The 18,129-nt window shown below is 30.4% G+C and carries 15 protein-coding genes; 6 read left to right on the forward strand and 9 right to left on the reverse strand.

Features of this window, described 5'->3' with window-relative positions; genetic code table 11:
* The first annotated feature begins 57 nt into the window (after positions 1 to 57).
* The 3 genes from H0I30_RS01550 to H0I30_RS01560 all read left to right on the forward strand — a co-directional run bounded on the left by H0I30_RS01550 (position 58) and on the right by H0I30_RS01560 (position 3,754).
* On the forward strand, positions 58 to 1,431 hold the full coding sequence (locus H0I30_RS01550; RefSeq protein WP_218772557.1) for a sigma-54 dependent transcriptional regulator: 1,374 nt from the start codon (positions 58 to 60) through the stop codon (positions 1,429 to 1,431).
* A gap of 1 nt (position 1,432) precedes the next feature.
* Positions 1,433 to 2,761, forward strand: a complete 1,329-nt coding sequence (locus tag H0I30_RS01555) for a PAS domain-containing sensor histidine kinase (RefSeq protein ID WP_218772558.1) — start codon at positions 1,433 to 1,435, stop codon at positions 2,759 to 2,761.
* Positions 2,762 to 3,340: 579 nt separating this feature from the next.
* Positions 3,341 to 3,754: a helix-turn-helix transcriptional regulator gene (locus H0I30_RS01560; RefSeq protein ID WP_218772559.1), complete on the forward strand. Its 414-nt coding sequence runs from the start codon at positions 3,341 to 3,343 to the stop codon at positions 3,752 to 3,754.
* A gap of 56 nt (positions 3,755 to 3,810) precedes the next feature.
* Here the strand turns inward: H0I30_RS01560 and fabG are convergent, their stop codons facing one another.
* The 9 genes from fabG to H0I30_RS01605 all read right to left on the reverse strand — a co-directional run bounded on the left by fabG (position 3,811) and on the right by H0I30_RS01605 (position 14,767).
* The gene (gene fabG / locus H0I30_RS01565) at positions 3,811 to 4,557 is read right to left on the reverse strand and encodes a 3-oxoacyl-[acyl-carrier-protein] reductase (protein ID WP_218772560.1); all 747 of its coding nucleotides are present in this window, start codon (positions 4,555 to 4,557) and stop codon (positions 3,811 to 3,813) included.
* 95 nt (positions 4,558 to 4,652) lie between these two features.
* Positions 4,653 to 7,622, reverse strand: coding sequence for a pitrilysin family protein (locus H0I30_RS01570; protein WP_218772561.1), 2,970 nt, complete (start codon positions 7,620 to 7,622; stop codon positions 4,653 to 4,655).
* Positions 7,623 to 7,725: 103 nt separating this feature from the next.
* Positions 7,726 to 8,601, reverse strand: coding sequence for a succinate--CoA ligase subunit alpha (gene sucD, locus H0I30_RS01575; RefSeq protein ID WP_218772562.1), 876 nt, complete (start codon positions 8,599 to 8,601; stop codon positions 7,726 to 7,728).
* 65 nt (positions 8,602 to 8,666) lie between these two features.
* Complete coding sequence (locus tag H0I30_RS01580; protein ID WP_218772563.1) at positions 8,667 to 9,593, reverse strand: UDP-3-O-(3-hydroxymyristoyl)glucosamine N-acyltransferase; 927 nt, start codon at positions 9,591 to 9,593, stop codon at positions 8,667 to 8,669.
* 35 nt (positions 9,594 to 9,628) lie between these two features.
* Positions 9,629 to 10,195 carry an elongation factor P gene (gene efp, locus H0I30_RS01585; RefSeq protein ID WP_218772564.1) on the reverse strand — a complete coding sequence of 189 codons (567 nt, stop codon included), beginning with the start codon at positions 10,193 to 10,195 and terminating at the stop codon, positions 9,629 to 9,631.
* 63 nt (positions 10,196 to 10,258) lie between these two features.
* Positions 10,259 to 11,044 carry an acyl-ACP--UDP-N-acetylglucosamine O-acyltransferase gene (gene lpxA, locus H0I30_RS01590; RefSeq protein WP_218772565.1) on the reverse strand — a complete coding sequence of 262 codons (786 nt, stop codon included), beginning with the start codon at positions 11,042 to 11,044 and terminating at the stop codon, positions 10,259 to 10,261.
* A 3-nt stretch (positions 11,045 to 11,047) separates the two neighbouring features.
* A complete protein-coding gene (locus H0I30_RS01595) occupies positions 11,048 to 12,439 on the reverse strand; it encodes a bifunctional UDP-3-O-[3-hydroxymyristoyl] N-acetylglucosamine deacetylase/3-hydroxyacyl-ACP dehydratase (protein ID WP_218772566.1) in 1,392 nt (463 codons plus the stop codon).
* A complete protein-coding gene (gene lpxD / locus H0I30_RS01600) occupies positions 12,432 to 13,472 on the reverse strand; it encodes a UDP-3-O-(3-hydroxymyristoyl)glucosamine N-acyltransferase (RefSeq protein ID WP_218772567.1) in 1,041 nt (346 codons plus the stop codon). The genes H0I30_RS01595 and lpxD overlap by 8 nt, the downstream gene beginning before the upstream one ends.
* Positions 13,473 to 13,528: 56 nt before the next feature.
* Positions 13,529 to 14,767: an HD domain-containing protein gene (locus tag H0I30_RS01605; protein ID WP_218772568.1), complete on the reverse strand. Its 1,239-nt coding sequence runs from the start codon at positions 14,765 to 14,767 to the stop codon at positions 13,529 to 13,531.
* A 150-nt stretch (positions 14,768 to 14,917) separates the two neighbouring features.
* On the opposite strand from H0I30_RS01605, the gene H0I30_RS01610 reads away from it, so the two are divergent.
* Genes H0I30_RS01610 through H0I30_RS01620 form a run of 3 tightly spaced genes read left to right on the forward strand, consistent with a single transcriptional unit; the run spans position 14,918 to position 18,119 of the window.
* Positions 14,918 to 16,465: a bifunctional response regulator/alkaline phosphatase family protein gene (locus H0I30_RS01610; RefSeq protein WP_218773452.1), complete on the forward strand. Its 1,548-nt coding sequence runs from the start codon at positions 14,918 to 14,920 to the stop codon at positions 16,463 to 16,465.
* A gap of 38 nt (positions 16,466 to 16,503) precedes the next feature.
* The gene (tsaE, locus tag H0I30_RS01615; protein WP_218772569.1) at positions 16,504 to 16,917 is read left to right on the forward strand and encodes a tRNA (adenosine(37)-N6)-threonylcarbamoyltransferase complex ATPase subunit type 1 TsaE; all 414 of its coding nucleotides are present in this window, start codon (positions 16,504 to 16,506) and stop codon (positions 16,915 to 16,917) included.
* 5 nt (positions 16,918 to 16,922) lie between these two features.
* Positions 16,923 to 18,119 (forward strand): alanine dehydrogenase, encoded by a 1,197-nt coding sequence (locus tag H0I30_RS01620; RefSeq protein ID WP_218772570.1) that lies wholly within the window; start codon positions 16,923 to 16,925, stop codon positions 18,117 to 18,119.
* The last annotated feature ends 10 nt before the right edge of the window (positions 18,120 to 18,129 follow it).

Below are 18,129 nucleotides of genomic sequence, written 5' to 3' on the forward strand. Positions count from 1 at the left end.
GTGTTCAAAATCGAACATTTTTTTGTTCATATTCAAACAATTGACTAACTATGTAATATGAGAAAAAAAGAAGCAACCATATTGATAGTAGATGATGATGATGACATTTTATTTTCTGCCAGAATAAGTTTAAAGAAATATTTTACCGAAATTATAACAGCTAATAATCCGAAGAAAATAAGTAATCATTTAACTTTTTCAACCCATATAGATGTTGTTTTGTTAGATATGAATTACCGTATTGGTTATGAAGATGGTAAAGAGGGTTTGTATTGGTTAAAGCATATAAAAGAAGTTAGCCCGGAAACTACGGTGCTTTTAATGACAGCTTTTGGTAGTGTTAATTTAGCTGTTGATGCGATTAAAAAAGGAGCTACCGATTTTATATTAAAACCTTGGAACACCGAAAAGTTATACGGAATTGTAAATTCGGGAATAGAATTATCACGTTCTAAACGAAAAACAACACAATTAGAAACCGTACAAAAATTAAACGATAAAGATTTTCATCAACAAACTGAACACATTATTGGTACTTCGCCAGCAATGAAATCGGCTGTTGGCTTGGCGCAAAAAGTAGCTCCTACAGATGCTACTATTTTAATTTTAGGGGAAAACGGAACTGGTAAATACGTATTTGCAAAAGAAATACATTTAAAATCCGAAAGAAAAAACCATCCCTTTATTCATGTCGATTTAGGTTCTTTAAATGAAAATTTATTTGAAAGTGAACTATTTGGTTATACAAAAGGAGCTTTTACGGACGCTCATAAAGATACTATTGGTAGATTTGAATTAGCAAAAGGAGGTACTATTTTTTTAGATGAAATAGGCAACCTTCCACTCCACTTACAATCTAAATTATTAACGGTTGTTCAGAACAGAAAGATAACACGTTTAGGCGAAGGTAAAGAACGCGCCATTGATGTACGCATTATTTGTGCTACAAATGCTAATGTTCATAAAATGGTAGAAGAGCAACTGTTTCGTCAAGATTTGTTGTTTAGAATAAATACCATCGAATTAAACTTACCGCCACTTCGAGATCGTGTTGGTGATGTTGAGTTACTTGCGAATCATTTTTTGAAGAAACTAAACCAGAAATACCGAAAAAAAATAAACGGATTTACTACACAAGCCATCGGTGGATTAAAAAAATACCATTGGCCTGGAAATATTAGAGAAATAGAACATATTGTAGAACGTGCAGTAATTATAACAGATAACACTGAAATTCAATTAGAAGATTTACATTTTTCAACTAAAAAACTAGAAGCTACATTGGCTAATAGTTTAAACTTAGAAGAAACTGAAAAGTTGTTAATAGAACAAGCTTTACAAAAACACCAAGGTAATATTTCTCGTGCAGCAAAAGATTTAGGTTTAACCCGTGCTGCATTGTATAGACGCCTAGAAAAACATCAATTATAAAATGGGAAAACCTCAATTTATTCAAATTCTTATTAGAGTTTTACTATTGATAGCAAACGGAATTCTAGTTTTTTTCACCTATTTAAACGGATACTCAATTAACGCTATTGGGTTTTCTTTTTTGTTTATTTTTCAACTATTTTTATTTTTTGATTATTTAAAACAACTGTTTGCTGATATCGAAAAATCGATAGACTGTTTATTACATGATGATTATTCGAATACTTTTTCATCTAAAAAAAGAGAAAATCCGTTACATAACAAAACTGCTTTATTATTAGAAAAAAACCGAAAGAAAAGTCTTTTAAAAACTTCTGAAGCGTTAATTCTTACCAATATTATAGAAAGTTTAAGTACAGGTGTTCTTATTTTAAGAAAAGACACGAATCTACAAATTGAAGTATTTCAAATTAATAAAGCGTTTACCGAATTTTTAAAAATACCTAAGTTTTATAATTGGAATTTATTAAAAAATAAAATTGGAAACCTCGTTAACTTTATAGCTAAATGGGAAGAAGTTAAACATACTATTAGTATTGATGTAAACGATATAAAAGAAAGTTTTTTCTTAAAAACCTCGGTTACACAAACCAATCAATATGAGTATTTAATTATTTCATTAGAAACTATTCAGCAATTAATTGATAAAAAAGAAAAAGAAGCTTGGTATAAATTAATGAATGTAATGTCTCACGAAATAATTAATACCATTACTCCTATTAGTAGTTTAGCCGAAAATTTAGATTCACTTTTACAAGAAGATCAAACTGATGAAGAAACAATACAAGAGTTATCGCAAGGATTGCAAATAATTAAACGTCGTTCATACCATTTAACATCTTTTGTAGATACTTATAGAAAGTTAGCTGAATTGCCTTTGCCGCAAAAAGCAGAAGTAGATCTTACTAAAATTATTAAAAATACTTTAGCGCTTTTTCAACAAGAATTTTTATCTCAAAAAATACATATAGAGTTCGATGTTTCTAAAAAGATAATTATAAATGCTGATAAGCAACAAATAGAACAAGTACTTATAAATTTACTATCTAATTGTTTGTATGCTTTAGTGGCTATTGAAAATCCAAAAATCACAATTAAATTACATCAAGAAAATAACCGAATAAACTTATCTGTTATAGATAACGGTATTGGTATTTCTAATGATATTAAAGACAACATCTTTATTCCATATTTTACAACCCGAAAAGACGGTTCTGGAATTGGGTTAACTTTAAGTAAAAGTATTATGGAAGCTCATAACGGAACAATTCGGTTTGTATCACATACAAATGAGACTTGTTTTAAATTAACTTTTTTAAATAACAAGTAATTTACAATTGTAAACTAACTATTTATTGATATTTAATTTTAGATAATCCAATTTGTATTTATTTATAAACTAAAATACATTAGTGATGTTTACAATTGTAATTAAGAGAGACAACCTTATTATCATGCTATTTTAGGTATATATATCTTAAATGCGGTGGTTTATCTCTTAATTGACGTATAACACTTGTATATATAGCATAACTCTTCTTTATACCCCTTAAAATCTGCACACTTATTGATCTATAAGAGCTATAATTCTATTTATAGGTTATTACATATCTATCTTTTACATGAATAATTTAATTATTTACATATGTAAACAAGTACTTATGTAAAGTTAGGTGTTTACAAATGTGCTTAATGGATTCTTCAGTAACAGCTACCTAATCCACGGAAACTATTGAAAACTTCTATGCAACAAGATTAAGTAGTTGTTTTTTAGTAATTTAACGTGTTTTACCTAGAGTTTTAATGAAGCATAATAGAGTGTATTAACTTGTTCTATTAAATTTTTACATCAATTTACATTTGTGTATCTTTACAATTCATACATGTAATTTACAATTGTAACCTATTTATGGATTTACTTACTCGATTAAAAGAAATAATTGCTCATTACGATTTAACATCGTCAACTTTTGCGGATACTATAGAAGTGCCACGCTCTAGCATATCTCACCTTTTGTCGGGCAGAAACAAACCTAGTTTAGATTTTGTTATGAAAATGGTTGATAAATTTCCAGAAGTAGATTTGTACTGGTTGTTATATAATGAAGGATCTTTTCCTAAGAAAGAAAAAGAAATCGCTATTGAAAAATCAACAGTACATATTAAAGACGAAAAAGAAGCACCTTCTCTATTTTCTAAAAAAGCGGTATCCGAAGAAGAACCTGTAATTAATTCAAATACGCAATTCTCAGCAAGCACTAAAAAACTACGAAAAGTTGTTCTTTTATATACTGACGGAAGTTTTGAAGAGTTTAACCAATAAAAAAAAGCAGCAATTTAAAATTGCTGCTTTTTTCAATATTATAATAATCTATATTACTATGTTAACATTCCTCCATCTACAGATAAAGTTTGTCCTGTAATATAAGAACTCATATCAGAAGCTAAAAATACGCAGGCGTTTGCAATATCTTTTGGCGATCCACCTCTTTTTAAAGGGATTTCATTACGCCATCCTTCAACTACTTTTTCATCTAATTTAGCCGTCATTTCAGTTTCAATAAATCCAGGAGCAACTACGTTACTTCTAATATTTCTTGAACCTAACTCTAATGCTACAGATTTAGAAAACCCTAAAATACCAGCTTTTGATGCTGCATAATTTGCCTGACCTGCATTACCTTTTAATCCAACTACAGAACTCATGTTTATAATAGAACCTGAACGTTGTTTCATCATCGGACGAATAACTGCTTTAGTTAAATTAAAAACCGATTTTAAATTTACTTCAATTACTTTATCAAAATCTGTTTCAGAAATACGCATCAACAAATTATCTTTAGTAATACCAGCGTTATTTACTAATACATCAATCGTTTTAAATTCTTCTAAAACATTTTTTGCTAATTCTTGCGCCGCATCAAAATCTGCAGCATTCGATTGGTATCCTTTTGCTTTTACACCTAAACTTGTTAATTCATTTTCTAAAGCATTTGCTGCTTCAACAGATGAACTATAAGTAAATGCAATGTTACACCCTTTATTTGCAAATTCTAAAGCAATTCCTCTTCCGATTCCTCTTGTTGCTCCAGTAATTATTGCTGTTTTATTTTCTAAAAGTTTCATTTATTAGTTGTTTTTAATAAGTCAAATATAAAAAGAAAAATCCTGCTAAAGAATACTCTTTAACAGGATTTTATATTTATTCAGTATTTAAATAATTAAGATTTAATCTTTTTTTCATTTACATAATTAAATAAGTAGTCTACATCTAACTCTTTTATCTTACCTAACTTTTGTAAAGACTCTACATTTAAGTCTTTTTTATTACCAATTACCATAACATTGTAAGATTCACCTTTTACATTTTTATCAAAAAATGCTTTTAAATCTTCTATTTTCATGTTCTTAATGGTATTGTACATTGCTTCTCTATGATCGTTTTCGATACCTCTTTTCTTTAAACCTTCGTAAGTCCAAAAAATGTTTGATTTCGTAATACGTTGTGCCGCTAGCTTTTTTAAAGTTGATTCTTTTGCTGCATTAAATTGCTTTTCAGCCTCTGGCATATTGTTCATTAAATCCATCATAGCATCTACAGCTTGCTCTAATTTATTAGCTTGCGTACCAACATATGCCATAACATAATTAGAATCCCCTTTTTTAGATGCATTACTATATGATGCGAATGCAGAGTATGCTAATGATTTAGATTCTCTAATTTCTTGAAAAACGATTGATGATAATCCGCTTCCAAAATAGGTATTAAACAATGTTGAAGCTGCTAAGTTTTCTGCTTTAAAAGGTTCTCCTTTTGCTAAAAACATTAATTCAGTTTGTACCATATCATAATCTGTAAAGAAAACATTACCACCAGTTTCAGTTTCTTTGTATTCTTTTGCTACTGGGTACTCTTTTAATTCACCATATAATTTATGGTTTTCATTTAAAGAAGTTACCGCAGCATTTACATCTTTACCGTAATAAAAAATACGTTGCTTATAGTTTTTCATGTCTTTAACTATTGCAACTAACTCTTCAGGATTTACAGCTTTTAACTCATCTATTTGCATGATATCTCTTAATCTTGAGTTTTCACCATACTTACCATAGTTCATTAAACCTGTAAATAAAATATTTCCTTTTTGAGTTTTTCCATCTTCACGACCTTTCTGAATTTGAGCTACATATTTATCATACGCTTCAGGATCTGCTTTTGCATTGTCCCATAAATGTTCTAATAACTCTAATCCTTTAGATAAGTTTTCTTTTAATCCATTTAAACCTACATATGTTTTATCGTTACCTGCACTTACATAATAAGAAATACCTAATTTATAAAACTCTTTTTTAATTTCTTCATTCGTGTATTTATCTGTACCAACATATTCTAAATATCCTGCAGCTAAAGATAATTTTTTATCATTATCGCTACCCATATCAAAAATAATATTCATATCAAATAAATCATTATTTTTATTTTCTACATAAGAAACTTTAATTCCGTTTTCAGTTTTAGTTTCTTTAATAGCTGTTTTATAATCTACAAATTTAGGTTGTAATGGCGCAGATTTCGTTTTATTAAATTCGGTAATAAATTCAGAACTTTTACCTCTATTTAAATTTACTGGTGTAATACCAGGATTAGAAACTTTTACTATATTCTTATCTTCACCTTTACGTTTATAAGTTACCACGTAATTATTTTGATAAAATTTATTTGCAAAATCAACTAACTCTTGTTTGGTTATCTTTTTTAAATCATCTAAAAATTTTACTTTATCATCCCAATTTTCGTGGTGAATAAAAGCATTAAAATAAGCAGAAGCTAAAGCAGTGTTGTTTTCATACTGACGTGTTTGACTTAATTTTAAATCATTTACAACAGCATCAATCATCCATTCATCAAATTCTCCCTTCTTTAATTTTTCAATTTGTGCTAATAATAAGTCTTTAACTTCATCTAAAGTTTGACCCGATTTAGGTGCACCTGAAAAAGAATGATATCCGTAATCATTTAAAAAAGTTGGAGAACAACCAGCATATTGCACAGCTTGCTTTTGATTTAAATTTAAATCGATTAAACCAGCATTACCGTTTGCCATAATCATATCACAAAGTGTTACAAACTTCTCATCTTCTGTATTTACACCTCCAGAACGGTATGCTATAGAAATACTTTCTGATGTTGGTCCGAAAACTTCGCTCATAATAGGAGTTGTAATCGCTTCTTCTTTTGGTAATGTTGGATGTGTTAATTCTTTCTTTTCGAATTTACCAAAAGTAGCATCGATTTGTTTTATGGTAGTATCAAAATCTAAATCACCTACTAAAACAATTGCCATATTATTTGGCACATAGTATTTATTAAAATAGTTATGAATATCAACCATTGAAGGGTTCTTCAAGTGAGCCGCTGTACCAATAGTAGACTGCTGTCCGTAAGGATGCTTTGGAAACAAATCTTTTAACATGGCAGCATAACGCTTTCTTCCGTCGTTATCCTGTCCTCTATTAAACTCTTCAAAAACAGCTTCTAATTCTGTATGAAATAAACGTAATACTAACGTGCTAAAACGCTCAGATTCTAAGTTTAACCACTTGTTTAATTCGTTTGCAGGTATTTTATTTTTATATACCGTTTCTTCAAACCAAGTATGTGCATTTGTACCTGTAGCTCCTAAAGATGATACCATTTTATCATATTCGTTAGCAATTGAATAATTAGATGCCTCTAAAGATATTTTATCTATCTCTTTATACAATGCTAATTTTTTATCAGCATCTTTTTCTGCTCTATGCTTTTCATATAAGTTAGAAATAGTATCTAAATAATCTTTTTCTTTCTCCCATTCTGCAGTACCTATTTTATGAGTTCCTTTAAAAACCATGTGCTCCAAATAATGTGCTAATCCTGTTGATTCTTTAGGATCGTAATTAGAACCTGCACGAACAGCAATATAGGTTTGAATTTTTGGTTCATCCGTATTTTTACTTAAATATACTTTTAAACCATTGTTTAAAGTATATAAACGTAAGCCTGTTGGATCGTTTGTTACCGTTTCGTAATTGTAACCGCTTGCATCGGCTTGTTGCTCGGTTTTAACTTCTTTTTCTGAAGGTTTAGTTTCCTTACATGCTATTGCAGTAGTAAGTAACATGCTAATAAATAGCAATTTAATTGTTTTCATATTTTTTAAAGTTTGATTAAATGTAAAAATCCGTTGAATTTACAAATTCAACGGATTCTTAAGAAATATATTTTAAAACTTTAACAGTTTTTTTACTGATAAATTATTTTGATAACACTTTTGCTACCATTTCACCAATCTTAGCTGGAGATTCAACAACATGAACTCCGTTTTCTGCTAAAATTTTCATTTTTGCTTGAGCAGTATCATCATCACCACCTACAATTGCACCTGCATGCCCCATTGTTCTACCAGCTGGTGCAGTTTGCCCTGCGATAAATCCAATAACTGGCTTACGGTTACCATCAGCTTTAATCCAACGAGCAGCTTCTGCTTCTAAGTTTCCACCGATTTCACCAATCATAACAATTGCTTCAGTTTCATCATCGTTCATTAATAACTCAACAGCTTCTTTCGTTGTAGTTCCAATAATTGGATCTCCACCAATACCAATTGCTGTAGTAATACCAAATCCTTGTTTTACAACTTGGTCAGCAGCTTCATATGTTAAAGTTCCTGATTTAGAAACGATACCTACTTTACCTTTTTTGAAGATAAAACCTGGCATAATACCAACTTTAGCTTCATCTGGAGTAATAACTCCTGGACAGTTAGGTCCAACTAAAGTACAGTCTAACTGATCGATATAAGCTTTAACTTTTACCATATCAGCAGTAGGAATTCCTTCAGTAATACAAATAATTACTTTAATTCCTGCTTCAGCAGACTCCATAATAGCATCAGCAGCAAATGCTGGTGGTACAAAAATAATAGAAGTATCTGCTCCTACTTTTTGCACTGCTTCATCAACTGTATTAAAAACTGGTTTACCGATATGCTCTTGACCTCCTTTACCTGGTGTTACACCTCCTACGACATTTGTACCGTAATCGATCATTTGACCAGCGTGAAAAGTACCTTCACTACCTGTAAATCCTTGAACTATAATTTTTGAATCTTTATTTACTAAAACACTCATTGGTATATTTTTATTTAATTTTAAGCTTCACAAAAATAGTTTTTTGTAATCGATTTGTAAAGCTTTTATTTCTTTTTTTGTTCTCTAAGCAGATGTTTAATTCCTGCTAACTCTTTTAACTTTTCTCTTGATTCTGAAATTGGTGTACCAAAATACGATTTTCCTCCTGCTACAGATTTCGTAACCCCTGTTTGACCTAGAATAACAGCGCCTTTACCAATGGTAATTCCGCTATTGGTTCCTACTTGCCCCCAAATAGTAACTTCATCTTCAATAATAACACAACCCGCAATACCTGTTTGAGATGCGATTAAACATTTTTTACCGATAACCGTGTCATGACCAACATGTACTTGATTATCAATTTTTGTTCCTGCACCAATTGTAGTATCACCTGTTACACCTTTATCTATCGTGCAAGAAGCTCCTAAATCTACATTATCCTCTAAAACAACTCTTCCTCCTGAAATTAATTTATCAAATCCTTCTGGTCTGTTTTTATAATAAAAAGCATCAGCTCCTAAAACAGTATTTGCATGAATTGTTACATTATTACCTATAACTGTATTGCTATAAATAGTAACATTAGGATGAATTACACAGTCATTACCTATAGAAACGGCATCTCCAATAAAAACATTTGGCTGAATAATTGTTCCTTCACCTATAATTGCACTATCAGAAATACTTTCTTTTGATGCTATAAACGGATTAAAATGTTTGGTGATTTTATTAAAATCACGAAAAGGATCATCAGATATTAATAAAGATTTTCCTTCAGGGCAAGCTACTTCTTTGTTGATTAAAATAGTGGTTGCAGCCGAGTTTAATGCTTTATCATAATATTTTGGATGATCTACAAAAACAATATCACCATGTTCTACTACATGAATTTCATTAATTCCTTTTACAGGAAAATTTTTATCACCTACAAACTCAACCTTTAATAAGGTTGCTATTTGTGCTAAGGTTTGTGTTTGTTTAAATTTCATTATAAAAAGAAATTCCCGCAAAAGCGGGAATTGTTTTATTCTTTAACTCTTTCCTGATAAGTTCCTTTGGTAGTTTCTACCTTAATTTTATCTCCTTCGTTAATAAACAATGGCACATTTACAATTGCTCCAGACTCCATCGTTGCAGGTTTTGTAGCATTTGTTGCTGTGTTTCCCTTTACACCTGGTTCTGTATGTGTAACTTCTAAAATTACACTTGCAGGCATATCTACAGATAAAGGCATATCATCTTCAGAATTAATTATGATAGTTACCACTTCCCCTTCTTTCATTAAATCAGGTGAATCTAAAGCACTTTTCTCTAATGTAATTTGAGAATAATCAACTTGATTCATAAAATGAAACGTTTCTCCTTCTCTGTATAAATATTGAAATTTATGAGTTTCAACTCTAACATCATCAATTTTTCTTCCTGAAGGAAATGTATTATCAACTACTTTACCGTTTGTTACACTTTTTAACTTTGTTCTTACAAAAGCAGGTCCTTTTCCTGGTTTAACATGTAAAAATTCAACAACTTTATAAATATCGTTGTTGTATCTCATGCATAATCCGTTTTTAATATCTGATGTAGATGCCATTCTTTAATTTATTTTATGTTGAAATAATTATTCACTAATTTTTCAACTATTTAATTTTTATGCTTAATTTGATTTAAAGTATCCTTTCATAATACCACGATGCGAATCTTTTATAAACTGTATAATTTCATCACGTTCAGAAGTTGCCTCCATTTCTGCTTCGATGATGTCAATCGCTTGTGAATAATTATAATTTTGCTGGAATAATATTCTATATATATCTTGAATTTCTCTGATTTTTTCTATTGCATATCCTCTTCTACGCAAACCAACAGAATTAATTCCTACGTATGATAATGGTTCACGAGCTGCTTTTACATATGGCGGAACATCTTTACGAACCAAAGACCCTCCGGTTACAAAAGCATGATTTCCTACTGATGCAAATTGGTGTACTGCAACCATACCTGCTAACACTACATTATCGCCAATAGTAACATGACCTGCTAAGGTGGTATTATTAGAAAAGATACAGTTTTCTCCAACAAAACAATCATGTGCAATATGGCAATACGCCATTATTAAACAATTATCTCCGATAATAGTTTTCATTCTATCAGAAGTTCCTCTGTTTATTGTAACACACTCTCTTATGGTAACATTGTCACCAATTACCACCGTTGTTTCTTCTTCTGCGAATTTTAAATCTTGAGGAATAGCAGAAATCACAGCCCCAGGAAAAATTTTGCAATTTTTACCGATACGAGCTCCTTCCATTATGGTAACATTAGATCCTATCCATGTTCCAGAACCAATTTCTACATTAGAGTGTATAGTTGTAAAAGGTTCTATTACCACATTTCGAGCAATTTTTGCTTGTGGGTGTACGTATGCAAGTGGTTGATTCATAAACTATTGTTTTTTTGCTATTTGTGCCATTAATTCTGCTTCTGCTACAACTTTTCCGTTTGCATAAGCATACGCTTGCATATGACAAATACCTCTTCTAATAGGTGTTATCAATTCACATTTAAAAGTTAAAGTATCCCCTGGCAACACTTTTTGTTTAAACTTAACATTATTCATTTTCATGAAATATGTTAAATAATTTTCTGGATCTGGTACTGTATTTAATACTAATACACCACCACATTGAGCCATTGCTTCTACTTGTAAAACTCCTGGCATTACTGGTGCTCCTGGAAAATGACCAACAAAGAAATTTTCATTCATTGTTACATTTTTCATACCAACCACATGTTTATCTGATAACTCTAAAATTCTATCAATTAATAAAAATGGTGGTCTGTGAGGCAAAACATCCATTATTTGGTGAATATCCATTAATGGAGGCTGATTCAAGTCATATTTAGGAACGTTATTACGTTTCTCTAATTTAATGATTTTGGCTAGTTTCTTAGCAAAAACAGTGTTCACTAAATGGCCTGGTTTATTAGCTATAACTTTACCTCTAATACGAGTACCAACTAATGCTAAATCTCCAATTACGTCTAATAATTTATGACGTGCTGCTTCGTTTGCCCAATGTAATTCTAGATTATCTAAAATTCCGTTAGACTGTATTTTTATATCTTCTTTATTAAAAGCTTTCTTTAATTTTTCAGTAGTACTTGCAGATAATTCTTTATCAACATATACAATTGCATTATTTAAATCACCTCCTTTAATAAGGTTATGCTCTAATAACATTTCTATTTCATGTAAAAAACTAAAAGTTCTTGCTGCTGAAATATGTTCTTTAAAGTCTGAAATTTTATCTAAAGTTGCATTTTGAGTTCCTAAAATTTTAGTGCCAAAATCAACCATTGTAGTTACTTGATACTCATCAGAAGGCATTAAGATAATTTCACTACCTGTAGCTTCATCCTTGTATGAAATAATTTCTTTTACAACATATTCTTCAATCGGTGCATCTTGCTCTACAATTACTGCTTCTTCTAATGCTTTAATAAAAAACTTTGAAGAACCATCCATAATAGGAGGCTCTGAAGCATCAATCTCAATAATTAAATTATCGATATCTAAACCTACAGCTGCCGCTAAAACATGCTCTGATGTTTGAATTTGCACACCTTTATTCTCAATATTTGTTCCTCTTTGAGTATTGGTTACATATTCTGCTTTTGCTTGTATTATAGGTGAACCTTCTAAATCAACTCTTACAAATGCAAATCCATGATTTATTGGAGCTGGTTTAAACACCATTGTTACTTCATTACCTGTATGCAATCCTACACCAGATAATGTAATTTCGTTTTGTATTGTTTTTTGTTGCTTACTCATTTTTTATTTTTTGAGCATTTAACTCTTTTTCAATTTTATATACTGTTGATGCTAGCTTTGGTAAATTTTTAAAATTAACGTATGATTTACTATAATCTGAATATCCAAATGCTGGTGTTCCTTGAACTACATCATTATCTTTTATACTTTTACCTATTCCTGATTGTGCTTGTATTCGTACATTATTACCTATTGTAATATGTCCAACAATACCAACCTGACCACCAATCATGCAACTCTCACCTATTTTTGCAGATCCTGCAATACCAGTTTGCGATGCTATTACGGTATTTTTACCTATTTCAACATTATGAGCAACCTGTATCTGGTTGTCTAGCTTTACTCCTTTTCTAATAATTGTAGCCCCTAATGTAGCTCTATCTATTGTTGAGTTTGCTCCGATATCAACATTATCTTCAATAATAACATTTCCTATTTGAGGTATCGTTGTATATTCACCGCTTTCGGTAGGTGCAAATCCAAATCCGTCTGAACCAATAACACTTCCAGAATGAATTTTACAATTCGATCCTATTTCAGTTTCAGAATAAATTTTTACTCCTGCAAAAATAGTCGTGTTATCTCCTATTTTTGTATTGTCTCCTATATAAGAATTCGGGTAAATTTTTACATTTTTTCCTAAAACAACATTTTCTCCAATATAAGCAAAGGCTCCGATGTATTCATTTTCTCCTACAGATGCAGAATCAGCTATGAAATGCGGATTTTCTCTACCTTGTTTATTGTTTTTAACTTCATTATAAAACTCTAATAATTTAGAAAATGACGCATAAGCATCATCAACCTTAATTAAGGTTGTAGTTATTTCACTTTCTAATTCAAAGTTCTTGTTTACTATTGCGATACTTGCATTAGTAGTATATATGTATGAATTATATTTAGGATTAGATAAAAAAGTAAGAGAACCCTCTGTACCTTCTTCTATCTTTGAAAGTTTAGATACTTCTGCGTTAGAATCACCTATAATTTCTCCTTCTAATATACCCGCTATTTGTTCTGCTGTAAATTTCATTGAATGCAAAAGTAATTATTTTTGTTTAATTACCTCTAGTTAGAATTACTTAACAATTAAATTAAACTAGTTTTTTTAGGATAACATAAATAGTATTTTATAACTGGTTTAGATAAAGCCTTTAAATTTAGTTGATCAGAAGCTTTTGCGATATCTTTTAATTTGCCTTTTTTTGTGTAAATTTTTATAGGTTTATTAGTATTATATGCTTGATGTTTTATTTTATTTGATAAAACAAAATAATTTAAATCCTCTTTCTCAATACCTTTATTTTCTGAAATCTTTTTGTAAATTTCATTTTTATACTTTTCTGTAAAGGCTTCATCTTGCATTTCTATCTTTAAAAGATTTCTATGAATAATCATTTTTGCTAAAGAAGAAAGTACAAAATCTTCATGATGCACCCATTCTTTTATTGCCGACATTACATCATAGTCATCTAATTCCGAAAATATTTTTAATGTTTTATTAGTGAAATTACTTTCGGTTATTGGGTTGTATAAAAAATGCTTCAAGGCACTTCCGGCAGGTAAATCAACTCCTTTTGTAGCTAATTCTTTGGCTCTTTTTAATACGTTTACTAGCGTGCTTTCGGCAACCAAACCTGTTTTATGCAAATAAACTTGCCAGTACATTAAACGACGCGCAATAATAAATTTTTCGACAGAATAAATTCCTTTTTGCTCTATAACTAATTCATCATTTACAACATTCATCATTGCAATTAAACGATCTGAAGAAATATTACCTTCGGTAACTCCTGTATAAAAACTATCTCTTTTTAAATAATCTAATCGATCAATATCTAATTGACTTGATATTAACTGGTATAAAAATTCTCTATGATATTTTCCTTCAAAAATTTGAATAGCCAAATTTAATTGTCCATCAAATTCATCATTTAAAACTCTCATAAATTTTAATGAAATCTCCTCGTGTGAAACGCCATTAACAATACTATGTTCTAAAGCATGAGAAAAAGCACCATGACCAATATCATGTAATAAAATAGCTACATACAAAGCGTTTGCTTCTTCATCCGAAATAGTTACATTTTTATTCCTTAATATGTATACTGCTTTTTGCATTAAATGCATACAGCCAATTGCGTGGTGAAAGCGCGTATGATTAGCACCGGGATACACCATACTAGATAACCCCATTTGTGTAACCCTTCTTAATCGTTGAAAATAAGGATGCTCTATAATATCAAATATTAAAGAATTTGGAATGGTTATAAAGCCGTAAATAGGATCGTTTATAATCTTTAATTTGTTCGTTTTCTGACTGTTCAAAATATCTTAATATTTCAATTTTAAACAAAAGAATCATAATTTATCTACAAAACCAAATTAACAAAAGCTTTATTAACGTATTTTTAGCTTTTAGATGTACAACAAATACATTTAAGAGCGTTAATTTAGTATAAAGACATGAAAATTATGATGAGAAATATAGATATACTTTGGGTTGATGATGAAATAGATTTATTAAAACCACACATTTTGTTTTTAGAAAAGAAAAATTATGTGGTAACAACATCTACAAATGGCGCTGATGCAATAGATTTAGTTGATGAACAAAATTTCGATATTGTTTTTTTAGATGAAAATATGCCAGGAATCACTGGTTTAGAAACACTGGCTGCCATCAAACAAAAAAACGCAAATCTTCCTGTAGTGATGATTACCAAAAGTGAAGAAGAATATATAATGGAAGAAGCTATAGGATCTAAAATAGCAGATTATTTAATAAAACCTGTAAATCCGAATCAGATATTATTAAGCTTAAAGAAAAACTTAGATCATTCTCGTTTAATCTCCGAAAAAACCACTTCTAATTATCAACAAGAGTTCAGAAAAATATCGATGGATTTAGCCATGGTAAATTCTTATGAAGAATGGGCAGAGTTATATAAAAAATTAGTGCATTGGGAATTAGAGTTAGAGAATATTAATGATACCGGAATGCTAGAGATTTTAGAATCTCAGAAATCAGAAGCGAATTCACAGTTTTTTAAATTCATCAAAAAAAATTATCAAAATTGGCTTACTAGTGATGATAAACCCACTTTTTCTCACACATTATTTAAAGACTATGTAGTTCCTACGCTATCAAAAGAGCAAGGAGTTTTATTGGTTGTTATTGATAATCTTCGTTACGATCAATATCGCGTTTTAGAGCCTTTTATCAATAATTATTATAAAAAAGAAGAGGAACATTCTTATTATAGTATTTTACCTACAGCAACACAATATGCTCGTAATGCTATTTTTTCTGGATTGATGCCTTCTGAAATGGAAAAAAAACATCCTGATTTTTGGAGAAATGACACAGATGAAGGTGGGAAAAACTTATTTGAGCCAGATTTTTTAGATGCTCAAATAAAAAGATTAAAATTAAACATTAAACACGAATATTATAAAATTGTATCACTTAAAAGTGGTAAAGAATTAGCAGATAACTATAACGGTACAAAACAAAATGATTTAACAGTGGTTGTTTATAATTTTGTAGACATGTTATCGCATGCTAAAACAGAAATGGAAGTTATTAAAGAGCTTGCTGGTGATGACAAGGCATATAGATCGTTGTCTGTTAGTTGGTTTAAAAACTCTCCTTTATATGATATTATTCAGAAAGCACAAAAACTGGGTCAAAAACTAATTATTACTACCGATCATGGTACTATAAATGCTAAAAACCCGACAAAAGTAGTTGGTGACAAAAACATCAGTTCTAATTTACGTTACAAAACAGGCAGGAGCTTAAGTTATGAAGACAAAGATGTGTTTGCTGTTAAGAATCCCAAAGATATCTTTTTACCTAGTATTGCTATAAATAGCCCGTTTATTTTTGCCAGAGAAGATTTGTTTTTTGCCTATCCTAATAATTATAATCATTTTGTAAAGTACTTTAAAAACACTTATCAGCATGGCGGTGTATCATTAGAAGAAGTAATTATTCCATGTGCTATATATAGTCCTAAATAATTTTATAAATATATTATAGTTTTCTATTTTTGCTTGCTATGAACAAAAATTATTCTTTAAACGAATTAACCCTAATAGCTGAAGACATTGTTAAAAATGCTCAGAATAAAGTATTGCTTTTTTATGGTGATATGGGTGTTGGTAAAACAACTTTAATAAAAGAAATTTGCAAAGTTTTGGGTGTCGAAGATGCTGCGCACTCACCTACTTTCTCTCTGGTAAACGAGTATCAAACAACTAATAGTGATATTGTTTATCATTTTGATTTTTATCGCATCGAACACGAAGAAGAAGCTTACGATATGGGCGTTGAAGATTATTTATATAGCAATAATTGGTGCCTAATTGAATGGCCTGAAAATGTTAAAAATTTACTACCTTTAGATGCTGTTACTGTAAAAATTAATCTTTTAGAGAACGGTCAACGTAATATCCAACTAACAAACAACTAGTTATAATGAGTTCTATTTCGCCTTTTACCAAAGAGCAATTAATGCCGCAACCTGAAATGCTTGAAATAAAAAGACAAAAAGGCGAATTATTTATTGGCTTACCTAAAGAAACGCATTTTGAGGAAAAACGTATTAGTTTGTCTCCCGATGCTGTTTCTGCTTTGGTTGAAAACGGCCATAGAGTTGTTGTTGAAGCTGGCGCTGGTGATGGTGCTAATTATAGTGATAAAGAATATTCTGATGCTGGTGCTAAAATAGCCTACAATACAAAAGAAGCTTTTGGGTGTACTATTGTTTTAAAAGTAGCCCCTCCTTCTTTAGAGGAAATTAAAATGTTAAATCCGCAAACAGTTTTAATATCTGCATTGCAGCTCAAAACTCAAGATAAAAAATATTTTGAAGCTTTGGCTAATAAACGAATCACTGCTGTAGCTTTTGATTATATAAAAGACGAACACGGAGTGTACCCAATCGTAAAATCATTAAGTGAAATTGCGGGGATTGCTTCTATGCATATCGCAGCCGAATTAATGACAACATCTAACGGTGGTAATGGTTTATTATTAGGAAATATTGGTGGTGTTCCTCCTAGTGATGTAGTAATTTTAGGAGCAGGTACTGTTGGTGAATTCGCTGCACGTTCTGCTATCGGATTAGGAGCTCGTGTAAAGGTTTTTGATAATTCTATTACCAAATTAAGGAAATTACAACACTGTTTGCAATCTCCAATATACACCTCTACTGTTCAGCCCAAAACATTAACTAAAGCTTTAATGCGCTGTGATGTTGTTGTTGGTGCTATTAGAGGTAAAGAGCGCTCTCCTGTAATTGTTACAGAACACATGATTGAACAAATGAAAGATGGAGCCGTTATTGTTGATGTAAGTATTGATTGTGGTGGCTGTTTTGAAACTTCAAAAATTACTACACACAGTAAACCTACTTTTACCCAACATGGTGTAATTCATTATTGTGTACCAAACATTCCTTCGCGATATGCACGTACTGCTTCGGTTTCTATTAGTAATATATTTACTCCATACCTATTGAATATTGCAGAAGAAGGCGGATTTGAAAATGCGGCTCGTTTTGATAGAAGTTTACGTAACGGAATGTATTTTTATCACGGAATTCTAACAAATAAAACGGTAGCTGATTGGTTTGACTTGCCTTATAGAGATATTAATTTATTGATTTTATAACCTGTTTTTT

The sequence above is a fragment of the Tenacibaculum sp. AHE14PA genome (genome assembly GCF_019278465.1).
GTDB classification, from domain to species: Bacteria; Bacteroidota; Bacteroidia; order Flavobacteriales; family Flavobacteriaceae; genus Polaribacter; species Polaribacter bernardetii.

Coding starts and splice junctions, on each gene's coding strand:
- H0I30_RS01550 (WP_218772557.1), top strand. CDS start 58: ATGAGAAAAAAAGAAGCAACCATATTGATAGTAGATGATGATGATGAC.
- H0I30_RS01555 (WP_218772558.1), top strand. CDS start 1,433: ATGGGAAAACCTCAATTTATTCAAATTCTTATTAGAGTTTTACTATTG.
- H0I30_RS01560 (WP_218772559.1), top strand. CDS start 3,341: ATGGATTTACTTACTCGATTAAAAGAAATAATTGCTCATTACGATTTA.
- fabG (WP_218772560.1), bottom strand. CDS start 4,557: ATGAAACTTTTAGAAAATAAAACAGCAATAATTACTGGAGCAACAAGA.
- H0I30_RS01570 (WP_218772561.1), bottom strand. CDS start 7,622: ATGAAAACAATTAAATTGCTATTTATTAGCATGTTACTTACTACTGCA.
- sucD (WP_218772562.1), bottom strand. CDS start 8,601: ATGAGTGTTTTAGTAAATAAAGATTCAAAAATTATAGTTCAAGGATTT.
- H0I30_RS01580 (WP_218772563.1), bottom strand. CDS start 9,593: ATGAAATTTAAACAAACACAAACCTTAGCACAAATAGCAACCTTATTA.
- efp (WP_218772564.1), bottom strand. CDS start 10,195: ATGGCATCTACATCAGATATTAAAAACGGATTATGCATGAGATACAAC.
- lpxA (WP_218772565.1), bottom strand. CDS start 11,044: ATGAATCAACCACTTGCATACGTACACCCACAAGCAAAAATTGCTCGA.
- H0I30_RS01595 (WP_218772566.1), bottom strand. CDS start 12,439: ATGAGTAAGCAACAAAAAACAATACAAAACGAAATTACATTATCTGGT.
- lpxD (WP_218772567.1), bottom strand. CDS start 13,472: ATGAAATTTACAGCAGAACAAATAGCGGGTATATTAGAAGGAGAAATT.
- H0I30_RS01610 (WP_218773452.1), top strand. CDS start 14,918: ATGAGAAATATAGATATACTTTGGGTTGATGATGAAATAGATTTATTA.
- tsaE (WP_218772569.1), top strand. CDS start 16,504: ATGAACAAAAATTATTCTTTAAACGAATTAACCCTAATAGCTGAAGAC.
- H0I30_RS01620 (WP_218772570.1), top strand. CDS start 16,923: ATGAGTTCTATTTCGCCTTTTACCAAAGAGCAATTAATGCCGCAACCT.